We start from the raw sequence: 17,501 nt of genomic DNA, 5'->3' as shown, positions 1-17,501 counted from the left end.
TGCCCGCAGGCTACCCGCGGGAGGCGAAAGGCCCCTGGCAACACGGTGAACGTTCCGTGAATACCGTCACAGCGCTCGGGCGATGCGGACGAAGTCGTCGACGAACAGCTCCTCGCCGCGTGCGGTCGGGGCGATGCCCACGCTCTCCAGTACGGCGGATGCCTCCGCCGCGCTGCCGCCGAGGACGCCCGCCAGCGCCTGCCGGAGCATCTTGCGGCGCTGCCCGAACGCGGCATCCACGATGCGGAACGTCGCCCGGCGCTCGTCGTCGCTGCCGCGCGGGACGGGGTCACGACGGAAGCCCACCAGAACGCTGTCGACGTTGGGGACGGGCCAGAAGACCTGGCGTGACACGGTGCCGGCCAGCCGCCACGGCCCGTACCAGGCGGCCTTCACGCTGGGGGCGCCGTACGCCTTGGAGCCCGGCGGGGCGGCGAGCCGCTCCCCCACCTCCGCCTGCACCATCACGACGCCGCGGGAGAGGGCAGGGAAGGTCTCGAGGAAGTGCAGCAGCACCGGCACCGAGACGTTGTAGGGAAGGTTGGCGACGAGCACCGAGGGGTCGCCGGGCAGCTCGGTCACCCGCAGCGCGTCGGCATCCACGACGGTGAGCGCGCCGTCCGACACGCCGTGGGCCGCCGCCGTCGCCGGCAGCCGCCGCGCGAGGCGATGGTCGATCTCCACTGCGGTCACCGTGGCGCCGGCCTCCAGGATCGCAAGGGTCAGCGACCCCAGGCCCGGCCCGACCTCGACGACCCGGTCGCCCTCGGCGACCTCGGCGACATGGACGATCTTGCGCACGGTGTTCGCGTCGACGACGAAGTTCTGACCGAGCTTCTTGGTGGGAGTGACGTCCAGCTCGGCGGCCAGCGCGCGGATCTCGGCCGCACCGAGGAGGGAGACGGGCATCCCTTCACCCTAAGCCAGCGAGGCGCAAGCCTTCCGGTCAGGGCGCCGGCGAGGAGTAGCGTTTCCAGTCATGAGCACAACCGGAACCATCCCCGCCGACGCGTTCTCGCTTCGGAGTCCGTTCGGGCGCCGCGCCGTCGGCCTGTCGGTCGCGGCAGCCGTCGGCGGCTTCCTCTTCGGCTTCGACTCGTCCGTGATCAACGGCGCGGTGGACTCCATCGAGGGGCACTTCGAGCTCAACGACTTCCTTACCGGTCTCGTCGTGGCCGTCGCCCTCCTCGGCTGCGCGGCCGGAGCGGTGATCGCCGGCGGCCTGTCCGACCGATGGGGGCGGCTCCGGGTGATGCTCCTGGGCGCGATCATGTTCCTGGTCTCGTCGATCGGCTCGGCGCTGACCTTCAGCGTGCCGGACCTCATCGTGTGGCGCGTCATCGGCGGACTCGGGATCGGAATCGCGTCGGTGGTCGCGCCGGCGTACATCGCCGAGATCGCACCGCGTCAGATCCGCGGGTCGCTGGCATCGCTGCAGCAGCTGGCGATCACCCTCGGCATCTTCGCCGCGCTGCTGTCGGACGCGCTGCTGGCGACGACCGCGGGCGGCGCAGCGGAGATGCTGTGGCTCGGGATGGAGGCGTGGCGCTGGATGTTCCTCGTCGGCGTCGTCCCGGCGGCCGTCTACGGCATCCTCTCCTTCACGGTGCCGGAGTCGCCGCGCTACCTGATCGCGAAGGGACGGTTCGACGAGGCTCGCGAAATCTTCTCGCGGCTGGTGCCCCCGGCCGACCTCGACAAGACGATGAACGAGCTGAGGAACGCGATCGAGACCGACCGCCGGAACTCGGGCGTGAGCCTGCGCGGCCCGGCGCTCGGACTTCAGCCGATCGTGTGGGTGGGCATCGTCCTGTCCGTCTTCCAGCAGTTCGTCGGCATCAACGTGATCTTCTACTACTCCACGACGCTGTGGCGCGCCGTCGGCTTCGACGAGGGCGACGCGCTGCTGGTGAGCGTCATCACGAGCGTCACCAACGTCGTCGTGACGCTCATCGCGATTTGGCTCGTCGATCGCGTGGGACGCAAGCCGATCCTGCTCACCGGATCGGTGGTGATGACGGTGTCGCTGGCCACGATGGCGCTCGCGTTCGCCTTCGCGGAGGGCAGCGGTCAGGACGTGACGCTGCCGGGCGCGTGGGGCCCGGTAGCCCTCGTCGCCGCGAACCTGTTCGTCGTCGGTTTCGGCGCGTCGTGGGGCCCACTGGTGTGGGTGCTGCTCGGCGAGATCTTCCCCAGCCGCATCCGCGGCAAGGCGCTCGGTGTCGCCGCGGGCGCGCAGTGGCTCGCGAACTTCCTCATCACCGTGACCTTCCCGCCCATGTCGGGATGGTCGCTGCCGCTCACGTACGGCATGTACGCGCTGTTCGCCGCGCTGTCGTTCGTCTACGTGGCGATGAAGATCCCCGAGACCAAGGGCATGGAGCTGGAGCAGACCGAGACGCTCTTCGTGCGCAAGCCGAGCGGGGCCGCCACCCGCTGACGCGGCCCGGGCGGCGCGGGGAACGGGGCGCCCGCTTGTAAGCTGACGCGATGCCCTCGCTCGGTGAACTCGTCGTGCCGCGCCGGCTCGGCAGGGATTTCCGCTGGCTGCTCGCCTCCTCGTGGACCAGCAACCTCGGCGACGGCATCGCCCTGTCCGCGGCGCCCCTGCTCATCGCCTCACTGACCTCGTCTCCGATCCTGGTCGCGGCGGGGGCGATGATGCAGTTCCTGCCGTGGCTGCTGTTCGGCCTGCTGGCCGGCTCCGTGGCCGACCACCACGACCGTCGACGCCTGGTCATGCTCGCCGATGCGCTGCGTGCGGTCGTCGTCCTCGGACTCGTCGGCTTCCTCGTCACCGGTCACGCGTCGGTGTGGATGGTGCTGGTGGCGGCGTTCCTGTACGGCACGGCCGAGGTGTTCGCGGACACCGCCGGCAACACGCTGCTGCCGATGCTCGTGCGGCCCGCCGACCTCGGCGTCGGCAACGCCCGGCTGCAGACCGGCTACCTCGTGGGCAACCAGCTCGCGGGGCCGCCGCTGGGAGCCTTCCTGTTCGCGCTCGGATCCTTCTGGCCGTTCCTGCTCCAGGTCGTGTGCGTCCTGCTCGCGGTGGTCCTCATCGCGCGGATGGGGCGGACGCCGATCCCGGCGCGGGATGCCGCCGGCGCTGCCGGTCCGAAGCCGCATCCGATTCGCGACGGGCTGCGCTGGCTGCGCGGCAACCCGCCGGTGCGCACGCTCGTGCTCATCATCCTCGTCTTCAACGTCACCTGGGCCGCGCCGTGGAGCGTCCTGGTGCTGTACGCCACCGAGCACCTGCACATGGGGGCCGTCGGCTTCGGCGCGCTGACGACGGCGGCCGCCCTCGGCGGGCTGATCTCGACGACGAGCTTCGGGTGGCTGGAGCGGCACGTGTCGTTCTCGACCCTGATGCGCATCTGCCTCGCACTGGAGGTGCTCATGCACCTCGGCTTCGCTCTGACGACCTGGAGCCCGGTGGCGCTGGCCCTGATGTTCGGCTTCGGGGCGTACGCCTTCGTGTGGGGCACGATCTCCACCACGGTGCGCCAGCGCCTGGTGCCCCTCGAGCTGCAGGGACGGATCGCCGCCGTCAACATGGTGGGCGTGTTCGCCGGCCTCGTGATCGGTCAGCTGCTGGGTGGCGTGATCGCTGAGGCGTGGGGCCTGACGGCGCCGTGGTGGTTCGCGTTCGCCGGTTCCGCGGTCACCCTCGTCCTGGTCTGGCGCTCCATCTCGCACATCGCCGCCGCGCCCCCCGTGGTGGGCGTCTCCGCCACGGCCGAAGACACTCGGTAGTCCGGGCGGTCAGTCCTCGAAGGCGCCGTACACCTCGACGGTGTTGGCCGCCAGCTGCGCGCACAGCTCGTCGACGTCCACCCCCAGCTCGCCGGCCATGAAGCGCACCGTCACCGGGACGAGGTACGGTGCGTTGGGCCGGCCGCGGTGCGGCGTCGGCGTGAGGAACGGGGCATCCGTCTCGACGAGGATCCGCGCGCGCGGCGTGACGGCGAGCGCGTCGCGCAGATTCTGTGCGTTCTTGAACGTCACGTTCCCGGCGAACGAGAGGTAGTAGCCGCGGTCGGCGGCGATCCTCGCCATCTCGGCATCCCCGGAGAAGCAGTGGAAGACGGTGCGCTCGGGCGCTCCGACGCGCTGCAGCGTCTCGAGGACGGCGTCGTGGGCGTCGCGGTCGTGGATCTGCATGGCGATGCCGTGCTTCTTCGACAGCGCGATGTGCGCCTCGAAGCTCTCCTGCTGCGCGGGCAGCCCTGCCTGGTCGGTGCGGAAGAAGTCCAGCCCCGTCTCGCCGATGGCCCGCACGCGCGGCTGCGCGGCGAGCTCGTCGATGACGGCGATGGCCTCGTCGAGCCGCCCGGCCGCGGCGTACGCGGGCGCCTCGTTCGGATGGATCGCCACGGCGGCGAGCACGCGAGGATGGGATGCCGCAGCCCACGCCGACCAGCGGCTGGACTCGATGTCGCCGCCGGCCTGCACGACGCCGGCGACGCCCACTGCGCCGGCCCGCTCGAGCTGCTCGTCCAGCGACAGCGACGCATCGCCGTCCTCGATCTCCAGGTGCGCGTGGTTGTCGTACACCGGCACGGCGAGCGGCTCGGGCGCCTGCGGCCACCTCACATCGCCGCGTCCCTCCTGCGAGCGCGTGCGGACGTAGTTCGACGGGTCGGCCCCGTTGGGCTCACTCATGAGCGTGTCCCACTTTCACGGTTCGAAACGCCCCCCCAGGCCGCGTTTTCGGGACATGAGCCCGCGGGATCGGGACATGGAGGACGCGTGATCGGTCAGACGGTCTGCTCGACGCGCGGGAACAGCGGCGCGAGGCCGTTGACGGACGTGCCCGACGGCAGGATGCCCCACCCGCCGGCTGCCCGGATCGGCTGGTCCTGCAGCCGGCCGAGGACCTCGGCGGCACCCAGCGCGATCCACAGCTTCTCGGTCGCGATCGGCATGACCGGCGACAGCAGCACCGCGAGCGCCCGCAGACCGTCCGCGGCGGTGTACAGCACGGTGCCCAGGCGCTCGCGCTGCGCGTCGTCCTTGGCCAGCGCCCACGGCTCGTTCTCGGTGATGTACGAGTTCAGCGCGTCGACGATGGTCCAGATCGAGGTGATCGCCTCGTCGATGCGGAAGCGCTCGATGGCGGCATCGGCGGCAGCGGCGGCGTCGGCCACCGTCCGCTGGATCGCGAGGTCCGCGTCGGAGTACTGCCCCGGCGCGGGCACGATCCCCTCGAAGTACCGCTCGATCATCGCGGTGGTGCGCGAGGCGAGGTTCCCGAAGCCGTTCGCCAGCTCCGCCTGGTACCGGGCGGACAGGTCCTCCCAGGAGAACGAGCCGTCCTGCCCGAACGCGATCGCCGAGAGGAAGTAGAAGCGGTACGCGTCGGAGCCGAAGACGTCGGTGATCTCGGTGGGCGCGATGCCGGTGAGCTTGGACTTCGACATCTTCTCGCCGCCCACCAGCAGCCAGCCGTGCGCGAACACGCCGCGGGGCACGTCGATGCCGGCCGCCATCAGCATCGCCGGCCAGATGACGGCGTGGAAGCGCAGGATGTCCTTGCCGACCACGTGGTAGCCGGGCCAGCGGCGCGCGAACTGCTCGGGGTCGGCGCCGTAGCCGATCGCGGTGGCGTAGTTCAGCAGGGCGTCCACCCACACGTAGATGACGTGCGACTCGTCCCACGGCAGCGGGATGCCCCAGTCGAAGGTGGAGCGCGAGATGGACAGGTCCTTCAGGCCGTTCTTCACGAACGAGACGACCTCGTTGCGCGCCGACTCGGGGCGGACGAAGTCGGGGACGCTCCGGTAAAGCTCGAGCAGCCTGTCCTGGAACTCGCTGAGCTTGAAGAAGTAGTTCTTCTCCTGCAGCAGCTCCAGCGGCTTGGAGTGGATCGCGCACACCTTCAGGCCTTCGAAGGCGCCGGTGCCGTCGACGATCTCGGACTCCGGCTTGAACTCCTCGCAGCCCACGCAGTAGAGCGCCTCGTACTCGCCCGCGTAGATGTAGCCGCGGTCGTAGAGGGCCTGGAAGAACTTCTGCACGTTGCGCTCGTGGCGCTCCTGCGTCGTGCGGATGAAGTCGTCGTTGGCGACGTCGAGCGTCTCCAGCAGCGGGAACCAGGACTCGCCGACGAGGCGGTCGACCCATTCCTGCGGTGTGACGCCGTTGGCGGCGGCGGCGCGCAGCATCTTCTGCCCGTGCTCGTCCGTGCCCGTGAGCATCCACGTGTCATCGCCGGCCTGGCGGTGCCAGCGTGCCAGGGTGTCCACCGCCACGGTGGTGTAGCCGTGGCCGATGTGGGGCACGTCGCTCGGATAGTAGATCGGCGTCGTGATGTAGAAGGAACGGGGCCCGGAAGTCACCCGAGAATTCTAGTCAGCACGGATGCCACCGCCTGCCGGTGTGACAGCCGGTCAGGATCCGCTGCCGGACGCCGCTCGGTGCGCGAGCGCCGCCTGATAGAGCTCCCGGCGGGAGTGGCCGGTCTCGGCTGCGACCTCCGCGGCGGCGTCCTTCAGCCGCATCCCGGTCGCGACGAGCTCTCGCACCTGCGCGAGCCCGTCGGCGAACGCCACGTGGCGGGCGGCTGCACCGGCGACGACCACGACGATCTCGCCTCGCACGCCGGGCTCCGCCCACGCCGTCAGCTCGTCCAGGGTGCCGCGGGCGACCTCCTCGTGCAGCTTCGTCAGCTCACGGCACACCGCGGCACGCCGGTCGGCGCCGAATGCGGCGGCCATGTCGGCGAGCGTCGCGGCGATGCGCGAGGGGGCCTCGAAGAACACCATGGTGCGCGGCTCGGCGGCCAGGGCACGCAGCGCCGCCTCCCGCTCCCCCTGCCGGCGCGGGAGGAAGCCCTCGAAGGTGAACCGATCGGTGGGCAGGGCCGACACCGCGAGAGCGGTCACGACGGCGCTCGGGCCGGGGATCACGGTCACCTCCACGCCCGCGGCGGCTGCGGCGACGACGACGCCGTAGCCGGGGTCGCTGACGGTGGGCATGCCGGCATCGCTGAGCACCAGCACGTCCTGGTCGCGCGCGAGCTCCACCAGCTCCGGCGCCCGGTCCTTCTCGTTGTGGTCGTGCAGTGCGACCAGCCGCGGGCGGTTGTCGATGCCGAGGGCCGTCAGGAGCCGCTGCGTGGTGCGGGTGTCCTCGGCCGCGACGACCGTCGCCGAGGCGAGCGCCTCGACCAGCCGCCGGGACGCGTCGCCGAGGTTCCCGATCGGCGTCGCCGCGAGGATGATCACCCCCTCAGCCTAGACTTGGCCGCGTGACGGACGCCCCGCGGCTCGAGGCCGATCCGCCCGCCGAGCGGCTGCCTCCCGCGACGCGGCGGAGCCTCTACGACCGGTTCGCCGCGCGCATCACCCGCGATGACCGTGCGCGGCGACGGTACGCGTGGCTCGCGCCGGCGCTCGTCGTCGTGCTCGCTGCCGCGCTGCGGCTGTGGAACCTCGCCGCGGCGCACGACCTGATGAACCAGTTCGACGAGACGTACTACGTCAAAGACGCGTGGTCGCTGGCGCACCTGGGGTACGAGGGCTCGTGGCCGGAGAATGCCAACGAGCGGTTCCTGCGCGGCGAGGCCGACATCTTCACCGCCGAACCCGCCTTCGTCATCCATCCGCCGCTGGGGAAGTGGATCATCGCCGTGGGGATGCTGGCGCTCGGGCCGGATTCGGGGTGGGGCTGGCGGATCACGACGGCGCTGCTGGGCACCGCCGCCGTGCTGGTGCTGATGCTCATCGCCAAGCGCCTCACCGGATCCACGACGTTCGCGGTTGTGGCGGGCCTGCTCATGGCCGTCGACGGTCTGGCGATCTCGATGAGCCGCGTCGCGCTGCTGGACATGTCGCTGACCTTCTTCGTGCTGCTGGCGTTCCTGTTCGTGCTGCGGGACCGCGAGCGCACCATGACGGCGATCGCCCGCACGGTAGCGGCGCGCTTCGACGGCGAGGAGCCGCCGGCATGGGGTCCGGTGCTGTGGAATCGGCCGTGGATCGTGGCCGCCGGCGCCGCGCTCGGCGCGGCCACGGCGGTGAAGTGGTCCGGCGTGTGGGTGCTCGCGGGCCTGGGGATCTACCTCGTCCTCACCGACGCCCTCGCACGTCGACGGGCGGGCGTGCTGCTGTGGCCGACGGACGCCCTGCGCCAGGGCGCCGTGACCTTCGTCCTCCTGGTTCCCGTCGCCGTCGCGGTCTACCTCGCATCGTGGACGGGATGGCTCGTCACCGACGGGGGCTACGACCGTCACGTCGCGGAGGCGAACCCGGCTGGCGGCCTGTGGTCGTGGGTGCCCCTGCCCCTGCAGAGCCTGTGGCAGTACCACGTGACGATGTACAACTCGGCGGCGCAGATCACGGCGGGCCACACCTACGCCAGTCCCGCGTGGCAGTGGCCGCTGCTGCTGCGGCCGACCGGCATGTACTACCACCACGACGCCTTCGGCGTCGACGGGTGCACCGCTGTGAACGGCTGCTCGGCGGTGATCTCGAGCATCCCCAACCCGCTCGTCTGGTACGCCGGCGTCGCTGCGGTGCTGTATCTCGTCTACCGCTTCGTCGTGACACGGGACTGGCGATTCGCCCTCGTCCTCACCGGGGTCGTGGTCACGTACGTGCCGTGGCTGTTCTTCCCGGCGCGCACGGTGTTCCAGTTCTACACCGTGCTGATCCTGCCGTTCCTGCTGCTGGCGCTCGCCTTCGCGCTGCGCGACATCGCGGGGTCCCACCGCACCGACCCGCATCGGCGCCTCACCGGCCAGCGGCTGGTCCTGGTCTTCCTGCTCGTCGCGCTCGCACTCGCCGCCTTCTGGTACCCCGTGATCTCGGCGATGACGGTGCCGTACGACTTCTGGCGGCTCCACAACTGGATGCAGGGCTGGATCTGAGTGCGCCAGGCCGGCCGCAGGCTCAGGCGGTGAGCTCGGCCGGATCGGTGACCGGCAGGCGGCACGCGAAGTCGTGGCAGTCGTACGCGGTCGGCGCGTCCCCACGCATCCCCTTCTCGGCGAACAGCGAGAACCCGGCGTCGACCCACGCGGCGACCTGCTCCGGCGTGACGACGGCGACCACGTCGGCCGGGAGCCGCCGCGCGGCGGCTGCGAGCGGCGCGCCGGTGTCCGCCGTGACCACGACGAGCTGTCGGGGCGCGGTCTGCAGCGACGCCGCGGCGCGCAGCAGCGCCCCGTGGGCCAGCGGCTGCACGAGCGCCGCCCCGCCGTGGGACGCGAGAAGCCTCTCCGCGAGCGCCCGGTAGCGGTCGCCGGCCCCGAGCAGCCACAGCGCTTCGGCGGCGTCGGCGATCGCTGCGACGCCGGAGGGCTCATCGCCGTCGGAGGCCGCATCGGGGGCGCCGACGCCCTGCGAGGCCAGCACCGGGTCGCCGCCGCCGGGGACGCCGATGCGCGCGCCGTCGGGCGCGCACGCGTCGACGAGCTCGCGGGCGCGTCGGGCGTACGCCGGCTCCCCCGTCGCCGCCGCGAGCGCCGCCAGACCCGAGGCGAGCTGCCCGTAGTCGGCGGTCGTCGCCGCCGCCCGCGACGGGATCTCGTCGAGCGACGCCCGCACCAGTCGGCCGTCCGCGGCGACGTTCGTCTGGAGCACCGCCTCGGCAGCCCACCGCGCCGCCTCGATCCAGCGCGGCTCGCCGTAGCGGCTTCCCGCGCGCGCGAGCGCCCCGATCGCCAGCCCGTTCCAGCCCGTCACCACCTTGCCGTCCACCGCAGGCGGCTGCAGCCGGGAGCGGGCGTCGGCATCCAGGCGGTAGTAGCCGCCCTCGCTGCGCACGCCCTCGATCCACGACTCCGAGTCCTGCGCCGCGCCGAACCCGCCGCCGGGCTGCTGCAGCACATCGATGAGGAACCCCGCCACACCGCGCGCGACCCCGTCCGCACCGGCGTCACGCGCGACGTCGAGCAGCTGGGCGTTGTCGGTGAGCATCCGCTCGTAATGCGGCACCGTCCAGTCCGGCCGCGTGGCATAGCGGAAGAACCCGCCCTCGATGTCGTCGCGCAGCGGCGAGCCGGCCATCGCGGCCAGCGCTCGGTCGGCCACGGCGGATGCCTCCGGCGCGGCATCCCGCACGAGCGGGGCCTGCAGGAAGCGCAAGGCGGTCGCCACGGGGAACTTCGGTGCCGCGACGTTCGGGTCGCCGAACCCGCCGTAGCGCGGGTCCTCCTGGCCGGCGAGCGCCCGGGCAGCGGCGATCAGCTCATCGCGGGACGGCGCCGCGGACGCGGGCGCGTCGTCCGAGATCGCACCCGCGCGTACGTCCGCCAGCGCCGCCACGATCGCGTCCGCGGTGCCGTCGATCTGCTCCCGGCGCTCGGTCCACGCCTCCCGCACCGCCGCCAGCACCTGCCGGAACGACGGCATGCCCGCCCGAGGCTGCGGCGGGAAGTACGTCCCCGCGTAGAACGGCCGGCCTTCGGGCGTGACGAACACCGTCAGCGGCCATCCGAGGTTGCGTGTGAACGCCGCCGCAGCGGCCATGTAGGCCGCATCCACCTCGGGATGCTCCTCGCGGTCGACCTTGATCGAGACGAACCCGGCGTCGAGGTCGGCCGCCGTCTGGGCGTCCTCGAACGACTCCCGCGCCATCACGTGGCACCAGTGGCACGTCGAGTACCCGATCGAGACCATCACAGGGACGTCGCGCCGGCGCGCCTCGTCGAACGCCTCCGCGCCCCACGGGAACCACGCCACCGGGTTGCCGGCGTGGGATCTCAGGTACGGGCTGGTCGCTTCCGCGAGGCGCGGGTTCATGGCACGGGCCCGTCAGTTGACCTCGTCGGGATGAGCGCTGACGCGGCCCGAGCCGTCGCCGGCGTCCAGGGCGTCGATCGCCGCGACCTCGGCGTCGGTGAGCTCGAAGTCGAACACGTCGAGGTTCTCCTCCAGCCGCTCGCGGCGCACCGACTTGGGGAAGACGATGTAGCCCTTCTGCAGGTGCCAGCGCAGCACCGCCTGGGCGGGCGTCTTGCCGTGGGCCTGCGCGGCCGCCGCCACCGGTTCGGCGCCGAACAGGTCGTACTTGCCCTGTCCGAGGGGCCCCCACGACTCGATCTTCACATCGTGCTCGGCCGCCCATGCCGTGATGTCGCGCTGCTGGTAGGCCGGATGCAGCTCGATCTGGTTGACCGACGGCACCACGCCGGTCGCCTCGACGATGCGCTCGAGGTGGGGCACCAGGTGATTGGAGACGCCGATGCTGCGGGTCAGGCCCGCATCGCGCAGCTCGATCATCTTCTCCCACGCGTGCACGTAGTTGTCGCGGGCCGGCGTCGGCCAGTGCACGAGGTACAGGTCGACGCGGTCCAGGCCGAGCCGCTCGAGGCTCTCGGCGATCGCGGCGTTCGGCTCGTCGCCGTCATGGCGGTCGTTCCACAGCTTCGTGGTGATGAACAGCTCCTCGCGCGGGATGCCGCTGGCTGCGATCGCCGCGCCCACGCCTTCCTCGTTGCCGTAGATCGCCGCGGTGTCGATGTGCCGGTAGCCGATCTCGAGCGCCTCCGAGACGGCACGCTCGGTGTCAGCCGGCGGCACCTTGAACACGCCGTAGCCGAGCTGGGGGATCGTGATGCCGTCGTTGAGCGTCAGAGTGGGGATGTTCGCCATGCGTCCCAGCCTACGAGCGCGAGCTCGCCTGGGGGCGGAGGAGGCGGCACCCACGGGCGGCGGGATACGATCGAAGGCTATGTCCGCGCCCGCACCCGTGATCACGTACCCGCCGGAGCTGCCCGTCAGCGCGGCGCGCGACGAAATCGCGCGCGCTGTGCGCGACCACCAGGTGGTCATCGTCGCGGGGGCCACGGGGTCGGGCAAGACGACGCAGCTGCCCAAGATCGCGCTCGAGCTCGGCCGTACCGGCATCGCGCACACGCAGCCGCGCCGCATCGCGGCCCGCTCGATCGCCGAGCGCGTCGCCGAGGAGCTGCAGGTGCCGCTGGGCTCGACCGTCGGCTACAAGGTCCGCTTCACCGACAAGGTCTCGGCCGACACCCGCATCGCGCTCATGACCGACGGGATCCTCCTCAACGAGATCCATCGCGACCGCCTGCTGCGCCGCTACGACACGATCATCGTCGACGAGGCGCACGAGCGCTCCCTGAACGTCGACTTCCTTCTGGGCTACCTGAAGCGCATCCTGCCGCGCCGCCCCGACCTCAAGGTCGTCATCACGAGCGCGACCATCGATCCCGAGAGCTTCGCGAAGCACTTCGCAGACCCGCGCACGGGTGCGCCGGCGCCCGTCGTCGAGGTCTCCGGCCGCACCTACCCGGTGGAGATCCGCTACCGACCCCCGGCGACCGGGCGCGACGGCGACCTCGACGGTGCCGACGACGTCGACGGGATCACCGCGGCGCTGCGCGAACTCGACCGCGAGCCTGCGGGCGATGTGCTGGTGTTCCTTCCCGGCGAGGCGGAGATCCGCGACGCGATGGACGCGGTGCGCGGCCTCTACGCCAAGGACGCCGTCCCGACGGAGGTGCTTCCCCTGTACGGGCGCCTCTCCGCCGCGGAGCAGCACCGCGTCTTCGAGCCGTCGTCGGTCGCCGGCGTCCGCCGCCGCGTCGTGCTGGCCACGAACGTCGCCGAGACGAGCCTCACGGTGCCCGGCATCCGGTACGTCATCGACACGGGCACCGCGCGCATCTCGCGCTACAGCACCCGCAGCAAGGTGCAGCGGCTGCCGATCGAGCCGGTGTCGCAGGCGTCGGCCCAGCAGCGCTCGGGCCGCGCGGGCCGCACCAGCCCCGGCGTCGCGATCCGGCTGTACGCCGAGGAGGACTTCGAGCGCCGCGACGAGTTCACCGAGCCGGAGATCCTGCGGACGAGCCTGGCGTCGGTCGTGCTGCAGATGCTGTCGCTGGGGTTCGGCGACGTGTCGTCCTTCCCGTTCCTGACCCCGCCGGACTCCCGCGGCGTCAGAGCCGCGCTGGACCTGCTCGTCGAGCTCGGCGCGGTGCGGTCGGGGGGCGAGCACGGCGAGGGCAGGAGCACGGGTCGCGGCGAGCAGGTGCGGCTCACCGACATCGGCCGCGAGATCGCGCGGCTGCCGATCGATCCGCGGTTCGCGCGCATGCTGCTCCAGGCGCGCAGCACGGATGTGCTTCCGGAGGTGCTCGCGATCGTCGCCGGGATGTCCATCCAGGATGTGCGGGAACGTCCGGAGGAGCGCCGTGAGGAGGCCGATCGGCTGCACGCGCGCTTCACCGACCCCACCAGCGACTTCCTGAGCCTGCTGAACCTGTGGAACCACCTGCAGCAGAAGCAGGCCGAGCTCGGATCGAGCGCTTTCCGCCGGCTCTGCCGCTCCGAGCACCTCAACTACGTCCGGGTGCGCGAATGGGCGGATGTCCACCGTCAGCTGAGCGCCCTCATGAACCTCCGTCGCGCGCCGGCGCGCGGCACCGCCGACCCGGACCAGATCCACCGGGCGATCCTCGCCGGGCTGCTGTCGCATATCGGCGTCCTCGACGAGCGCGCGCCCGCCAAGGGGCCGCAGCGCGGCCGGGCGGGAACCGGCGACCGGCCCGAGCAGCGCCGGTCGGCGGAGTACCTGGGCTCTCGCGGCACCCGCTTCGCCATCTTCCCCGGCTCGGGACTGCGCAAGAAGCGGCCGCAGGCGGTCATGGCGGGCGAGATCGTCGAGACCAGCAGGCTGTTCGCCCGCACCGTGGCCGCGATCGACCCGTCGTGGGCCGAGCCCCTCGCGGGCGACCTCGCCAAGCGGCGACTGAGCGAGCCGCACTGGTCCAAGGACGCCGGCGCGGCGGCCGCGTACGAGAAGGTCACGCTGTTCGGGGTCGAGATCGTTCCCCGGCGCCGGGTGCAGCTCGCGCGCTTCGACCGGCCGCTGGCCCGAGAGCTGTTCCTGCGCCACGCCCTCGTGGAGGGCGAATGGGACGGGTCGCACCTGGACAAGCGGCTGACGGCGTTCGAGCGCCGCAACCTCGAGCTGCGGCGTCGGCTGGAGAAGGTCGAGGAGCGGGAACGGCGTCGCGACATCCTGGTGGGCGACGAGGCCGTGTACCGGTTCTACGACGCCCGCATCCCCCGCGACGTGTTCGACGTGCGCTCCTTCGAGACGTGGTGGCGGGATGCCGCCACCCGGACGCCGCGGCTGCTGGACATGACCGAGGCGGACCTCGTCGACGAGGCGTCGCGAGGGGACGAGCGCGATTTCCCCGCGCGCTGGCGGCAGGGCGACCAGGTGCTCTCGCTCGCCTACCGGTTCGAACCGGGTGCGCCCGACGACGGCGTCACCGTCGTCGTCCCGCTCGCGCTCCTGGCCCAGCTGCGGCCCGACGGATTCGACTGGCAGGTGCCCGGCATGCGCGACGAGCTGATCACGGCGCTCATCCGGTCGCTTCCCAAGGCGATCCGCCGGCACGTCGTCCCGGCCGCGGACTGGGCGGCCACCTTCTCGGCGGATCTTGCCGATGCGGGACCCGAGGCGCACGAGGGGCTCCCCCGGACCGGCCTGCGCGAAGCGCTCGCGGCACGCATCCAGCGGGTGGCGAGCCAGCCCGTCGCGCCGTCGGACTTCGACATGGACCGCGTGCCGGCCCACCTGCGCATGTCCTTCCGCGCCGTCGACGAACGCGGCAGGACCGTCGGCACCGACCGGGATCTGCGTGCGCTGCAGGAGCGGCTCGCCGGGCGCGCACGCGCGTCGGTGGCGCGATCGGTCGCGCGCGCCGAGGCTGTCCGACCGGACGGACGCGGTGATGCCGGGGCGCCGGGACCGCGTCCTCCGGCGCCCGCCGGCGCCGCCGCCTTCGGCGAGCGCGGCGGGATCACCGAGTGGTCGTTCGGCGACCTGCCTGAGGTCGTGGACACCAGGGTCGCGGGAGGCGTCGTGCGCGGCTATCCCGCCATCGTGGACGAGCAGTCCTCAGTCGCGCTGCGCATCGAGGCGACGCCGGAGGCGGCCGCGCGAGCGACGCGCGCGGGGGTGCGCCGCCTGGTGCTGCTGTCGGTCCCCTCTCCCGCGACGTATGTGCTGGGTCACCTCACCGCCGCCGAGAAGCTCGCGCTGGCGGCATCCCCCTATCCGTCGGCCAAGGCGCTCGTGGAGGACTGCCGCCTCGCCGTCGCGGATGCCGTGATCGCCCGCACGGCCCCCGGCGAGGTCGTCCGCACGCGCACCGGCTTCGACGCCGTCCGCGCCGCGTTCTCGGCCGCGGTCGTCGACGAGCTCTTCCAGACGGTGTCCCTCGCGGCGCGCATTCTCACCGCGTCGCGGGAGGTCGAGCGGGCCCTGCGCGACCAGAACTCGCTGACGCTCCTCGGCGCGCTCGGGGACATCAAGGGGCAGCTCGCCGGGCTGGTCTTCCCGGGCTTCGTCTCCGCGATCGGGGTCACCCGACTCGCCCACCTGCCGCGGTATCTGCGCGGCGCGCTCGACCGGGTCCGGGCGCTCGCGGACAACCCGGGGCGCGACCGGCAGCGCATGACGGAGTTCGAGCGCGCGGCCGCGCTGTACGCCGACGCGGGCGGCACCGTCCCGCCGGACCCGGATGCCGCGCCCGCGCTCGTGCACGCGCGGTGGCTCCTGGAGGAGTACCGCGTGAGCCTGTTCGCCCAGCCGCTGGGGACCGCCGAGCCGGCGTCGCTGCAGCGGATCCAGAAGGCGCTGCGGGAATAGCCGCCGCGCGGGAAGGGGTTGCCCCGCACATGAGCATCGCGATCGCATACACCGAGCTGGGTGGACCCGAGGTCCTGCGCATGATCGAGGTTCCCGACCCCGTCCCCGGCCCCGGCGAGGTGGCGATCCGCGTCGAGGCGGCGGGCGTGAACCCGATCGACGCGAAGCTGCGTTCGGGCGCGCGGGCATCCGCGCCCATCACCGAGCCGCGGCGCGTGGGCAGCGACGGTGCGGGCGTCGTGACAGCGGTGGGCGACGGCGTCGACGGCTTCCGCGCGGGCGATCCTGTGGCCTTCGGCGGCGTCGCCGGGGCCTACGCCACCGATGTCGTCGCACCGGCATCGGCGGTGCACGTCCGGCCGCCGCAGGTCAGCGCGGCGGAAGCCGCGGCTCTGGGCATCCCCGTGGGGACGGCCTACCAGACGCTGCGCTCGCTGGGGGTGGGCGACGGCGACGTCGTGCTGGTGCACGCCGGATCCGGCGCGGTCGGGCAGGCCCTCATCCAGTACGCCGTGCTGTGGGGGGCCACCGTCGTGGCGACCTCCTCGCCGCGGCGGTTCGATCGGGTGCGCGAGCTCGGTGCGACGCCTGTCGCGTACGGCGACGGACTCCTCGACCGGGTGCGCGCGGCGTCACCGGACGGCGTCACCGTCGCCATCGACGCCGCGGGCACGGACGAAGCCGTGCGGACCTCCCTCGAACTCGTCGCCGATCACGAGCGGATCGCCACCCTCGTGCGTGGGCGGGATGCCGCCGGCTTCGGCATCCGCGCGTTCTCAGGCGGATCGCCCACGCCGCTGACGGCGCAGCAGCAGGCATGGCGCGGTGAGGCGATCCCCGTGACGCTCGCCCTCCTGGCGGCGGGAGCCTTCTCGGTCGAGGAGGGCCCGTCGTTCGCGCTCGCCGACGCCGTCGAGGCGCATCGCGCCCTCGAGAAGGGCATCGACGGAAAGATCACGCTCGTGCCGTGACCGGCCTCACACCGTTCCGGTGATGCGCGCCGCCTCCGGCCCTGTGGCGATCGGGCGGCCCGGCGTGTTGGACCACTGGCTCCAAGAGCCGGGGAACAGCCGCAGGCGCAGGCCGGCACGCTCGGCGGCGAACGCGGCCTGCGCCGCGGTGACACCGGACCCGCAGTAGGCCGCTGCCGCGGTTCCCGGCTGCACGCCGGCCGCCGCGAACAGGGCTCGCAGGGCCGCGGCGTCGCGGAAGCGCTCCCCGTCCATGTACTCCGTCGTGGGCAGGTTCACGGCGCCGGGGATGTGCCCCGCGTGCGGGTCGATCGGCTCGACATCGCCGCGGTAGCGCTCGCGGGCGCGGACATCCAGCAGCACACCCGAAGCCGGAAGGGCTGCGGCCTCGTCGATCGTCAGCACCGGCTCCTCGATCTCGCGCAGCGTCACCGCGCCCGCCGGGACCGTCACGTCGCCGTCGGCGAGCGGGAGGCCCGCGCTGCGCCACGCGCTCAGGCCGCCGTCGAGCACACGGACGTCATCCAGTCCGCTCCGTTTGAGCAGCCACCACGCCCGCGATGCGCCGAGCGACCGGGCGTCGTCGTACACCACGACGGTGTCTCCGTCGTTCACGCCCCACCGGCGCGCCGCCTCCTGCAGCTGTGGCGCGGACGGCAGCGGGTGGCGTCCCTCGTCGGGCCGACCGTGCCGTGACAGCTCGGTCTCGAGGTCGACGTAGACGGCGCCGGGGATGTGCGCCTCGAGGTACTCGGGTCTGCCGTCGGGGCGGTCGAGGCGGTACCGGACATCGAGCACCCGCACGCCGCGAGAAGTGCCGAGGAGGACGTCGAGTTCATTCGGGGTGATCAGCTGCGCCACGCCTCCATTCTGCGCGAGCCCGCGGGCCCG

At 72.4% G+C, this 17,501-nt stretch carries 12 protein-coding genes; 5 read left to right on the top strand and 7 right to left on the bottom strand.

What is annotated here, in order from left to right:
* Window positions 1-66 precede the first annotated feature (66 nt).
* On the bottom strand, window positions 67-909 hold the full coding sequence (gene rsmA / locus AC5RVZ_RS04535; protein WP_494064568.1) for a 16S rRNA (adenine(1518)-N(6)/adenine(1519)-N(6))-dimethyltransferase RsmA: 843 nt from the start codon (window positions 907-909) through the stop codon (window positions 67-69).
* A 70-nt stretch (window positions 910-979) separates the two neighbouring features.
* On the opposite strand from rsmA, the gene AC5RVZ_RS04530 reads away from it, so the two are divergent.
* The gene (locus tag AC5RVZ_RS04530) at window positions 980-2,440 is read left to right on the top strand and encodes a sugar porter family MFS transporter (protein ID WP_494064567.1); all 1,461 of its coding nucleotides are present in this window, start codon (window positions 980-982) and stop codon (window positions 2,438-2,440) included.
* A 50-nt stretch (window positions 2,441-2,490) separates the two neighbouring features.
* Complete coding sequence (locus tag AC5RVZ_RS04525) at window positions 2,491-3,759, top strand: MFS transporter (protein ID WP_494064566.1); 1,269 nt, start codon at window positions 2,491-2,493, stop codon at window positions 3,757-3,759.
* Between the two features lie 9 nt (window positions 3,760-3,768).
* On the opposite strand, the gene AC5RVZ_RS04520 is transcribed toward AC5RVZ_RS04525, so the two are convergent.
* The 3 genes from AC5RVZ_RS04520 to rsmI all read right to left on the bottom strand — a co-directional run bounded on the left by AC5RVZ_RS04520 (window position 3,769) and on the right by rsmI (window position 7,232).
* Entirely contained in the window at window positions 3,769-4,668 is a 900-nt protein-coding gene (locus AC5RVZ_RS04520) for a TatD family hydrolase (RefSeq protein WP_494064565.1), read from the bottom strand.
* Between the two features lie 95 nt (window positions 4,669-4,763).
* Entirely contained in the window at window positions 4,764-6,344 is a 1,581-nt protein-coding gene (gene metG, locus AC5RVZ_RS04515; protein ID WP_494064564.1) for a methionine--tRNA ligase, read from the bottom strand.
* 51 nt (window positions 6,345-6,395) lie between these two features.
* Window positions 6,396-7,232, bottom strand: a complete 837-nt coding sequence (rsmI, locus tag AC5RVZ_RS04510; RefSeq protein WP_494064563.1) for a 16S rRNA (cytidine(1402)-2'-O)-methyltransferase — start codon at window positions 7,230-7,232, stop codon at window positions 6,396-6,398.
* 23 nt (window positions 7,233-7,255) lie between these two features.
* Here rsmI and AC5RVZ_RS04505 point away from each other — a divergent pair, with 23 nt between their 5' ends.
* On the top strand, window positions 7,256-8,875 hold the full coding sequence (locus tag AC5RVZ_RS04505; protein WP_494064562.1) for a dolichyl-phosphate-mannose--protein mannosyltransferase: 1,620 nt from the start codon (window positions 7,256-7,258) through the stop codon (window positions 8,873-8,875).
* 22 nt (window positions 8,876-8,897) lie between these two features.
* On the opposite strand, the gene AC5RVZ_RS04500 is transcribed toward AC5RVZ_RS04505, so the two are convergent.
* Together AC5RVZ_RS04500 and AC5RVZ_RS04495 are read right to left on the bottom strand one after the other, a co-directional pair.
* Window positions 8,898-10,751 carry a thioredoxin domain-containing protein gene (locus AC5RVZ_RS04500; protein WP_494064561.1) on the bottom strand — a complete coding sequence of 618 codons (1,854 nt, stop codon included), beginning with the start codon at window positions 10,749-10,751 and terminating at the stop codon, window positions 8,898-8,900.
* Window positions 10,752-10,763: 12 nt separating this feature from the next.
* Window positions 10,764-11,603 (bottom strand): aldo/keto reductase, encoded by an 840-nt coding sequence (locus tag AC5RVZ_RS04495; RefSeq protein WP_494064560.1) that lies wholly within the window; start codon window positions 11,601-11,603, stop codon window positions 10,764-10,766.
* Between the two features lie 79 nt (window positions 11,604-11,682).
* On the opposite strand from AC5RVZ_RS04495, the gene hrpA reads away from it, so the two are divergent.
* A complete protein-coding gene (gene hrpA / locus AC5RVZ_RS04490; protein WP_494064559.1) occupies window positions 11,683-15,639 on the top strand; it encodes an ATP-dependent RNA helicase HrpA in 3,957 nt (1,318 codons plus the stop codon).
* A 29-nt stretch (window positions 15,640-15,668) separates the two neighbouring features.
* Complete coding sequence (locus AC5RVZ_RS04485) at window positions 15,669-16,610, top strand: quinone oxidoreductase family protein (RefSeq protein ID WP_494064558.1); 942 nt, start codon at window positions 15,669-15,671, stop codon at window positions 16,608-16,610.
* A gap of 6 nt (window positions 16,611-16,616) precedes the next feature.
* On the opposite strand, the gene AC5RVZ_RS04480 is transcribed toward AC5RVZ_RS04485, so the two are convergent.
* A complete protein-coding gene (locus AC5RVZ_RS04480; protein WP_494064557.1) occupies window positions 16,617-17,471 on the bottom strand; it encodes a sulfurtransferase in 855 nt (284 codons plus the stop codon).
* Window positions 17,472-17,501 lie beyond the last annotated feature (30 nt).

Source organism: Arthrobacter sp. Cza30 (genome assembly GCF_059090765.1).
Note: the sequence above shows the minus strand (reverse complement) of the source record. Positions and strands in the feature narration are given on the sequence as shown.

Bases quoted from the DNA above. Each gene is read 5' to 3' on its own strand.
- rsmA (WP_494064568.1), bottom strand. From the start codon at position 909: ATGCCCGTCTCCCTCCTCGGTGCGGCCGAGATCCGCGCGCTGGCCGCC.
- AC5RVZ_RS04485 (WP_494064558.1), top strand. From the start codon at position 15,669: ATGAGCATCGCGATCGCATACACCGAGCTGGGTGGACCCGAGGTCCTG.
- AC5RVZ_RS04525 (WP_494064566.1), top strand. From the start codon at position 2,491: ATGCCCTCGCTCGGTGAACTCGTCGTGCCGCGCCGGCTCGGCAGGGAT.
- AC5RVZ_RS04500 (WP_494064561.1), bottom strand. From the start codon at position 10,751: ATGAACCCGCGCCTCGCGGAAGCGACCAGCCCGTACCTGAGATCCCAC.
- AC5RVZ_RS04530 (WP_494064567.1), top strand. From the start codon at position 980: ATGAGCACAACCGGAACCATCCCCGCCGACGCGTTCTCGCTTCGGAGT.
- hrpA (WP_494064559.1), top strand. From the start codon at position 11,683: ATGTCCGCGCCCGCACCCGTGATCACGTACCCGCCGGAGCTGCCCGTC.
- AC5RVZ_RS04520 (WP_494064565.1), bottom strand. From the start codon at position 4,668: ATGAGTGAGCCCAACGGGGCCGACCCGTCGAACTACGTCCGCACGCGC.
- AC5RVZ_RS04495 (WP_494064560.1), bottom strand. From the start codon at position 11,603: ATGGCGAACATCCCCACTCTGACGCTCAACGACGGCATCACGATCCCC.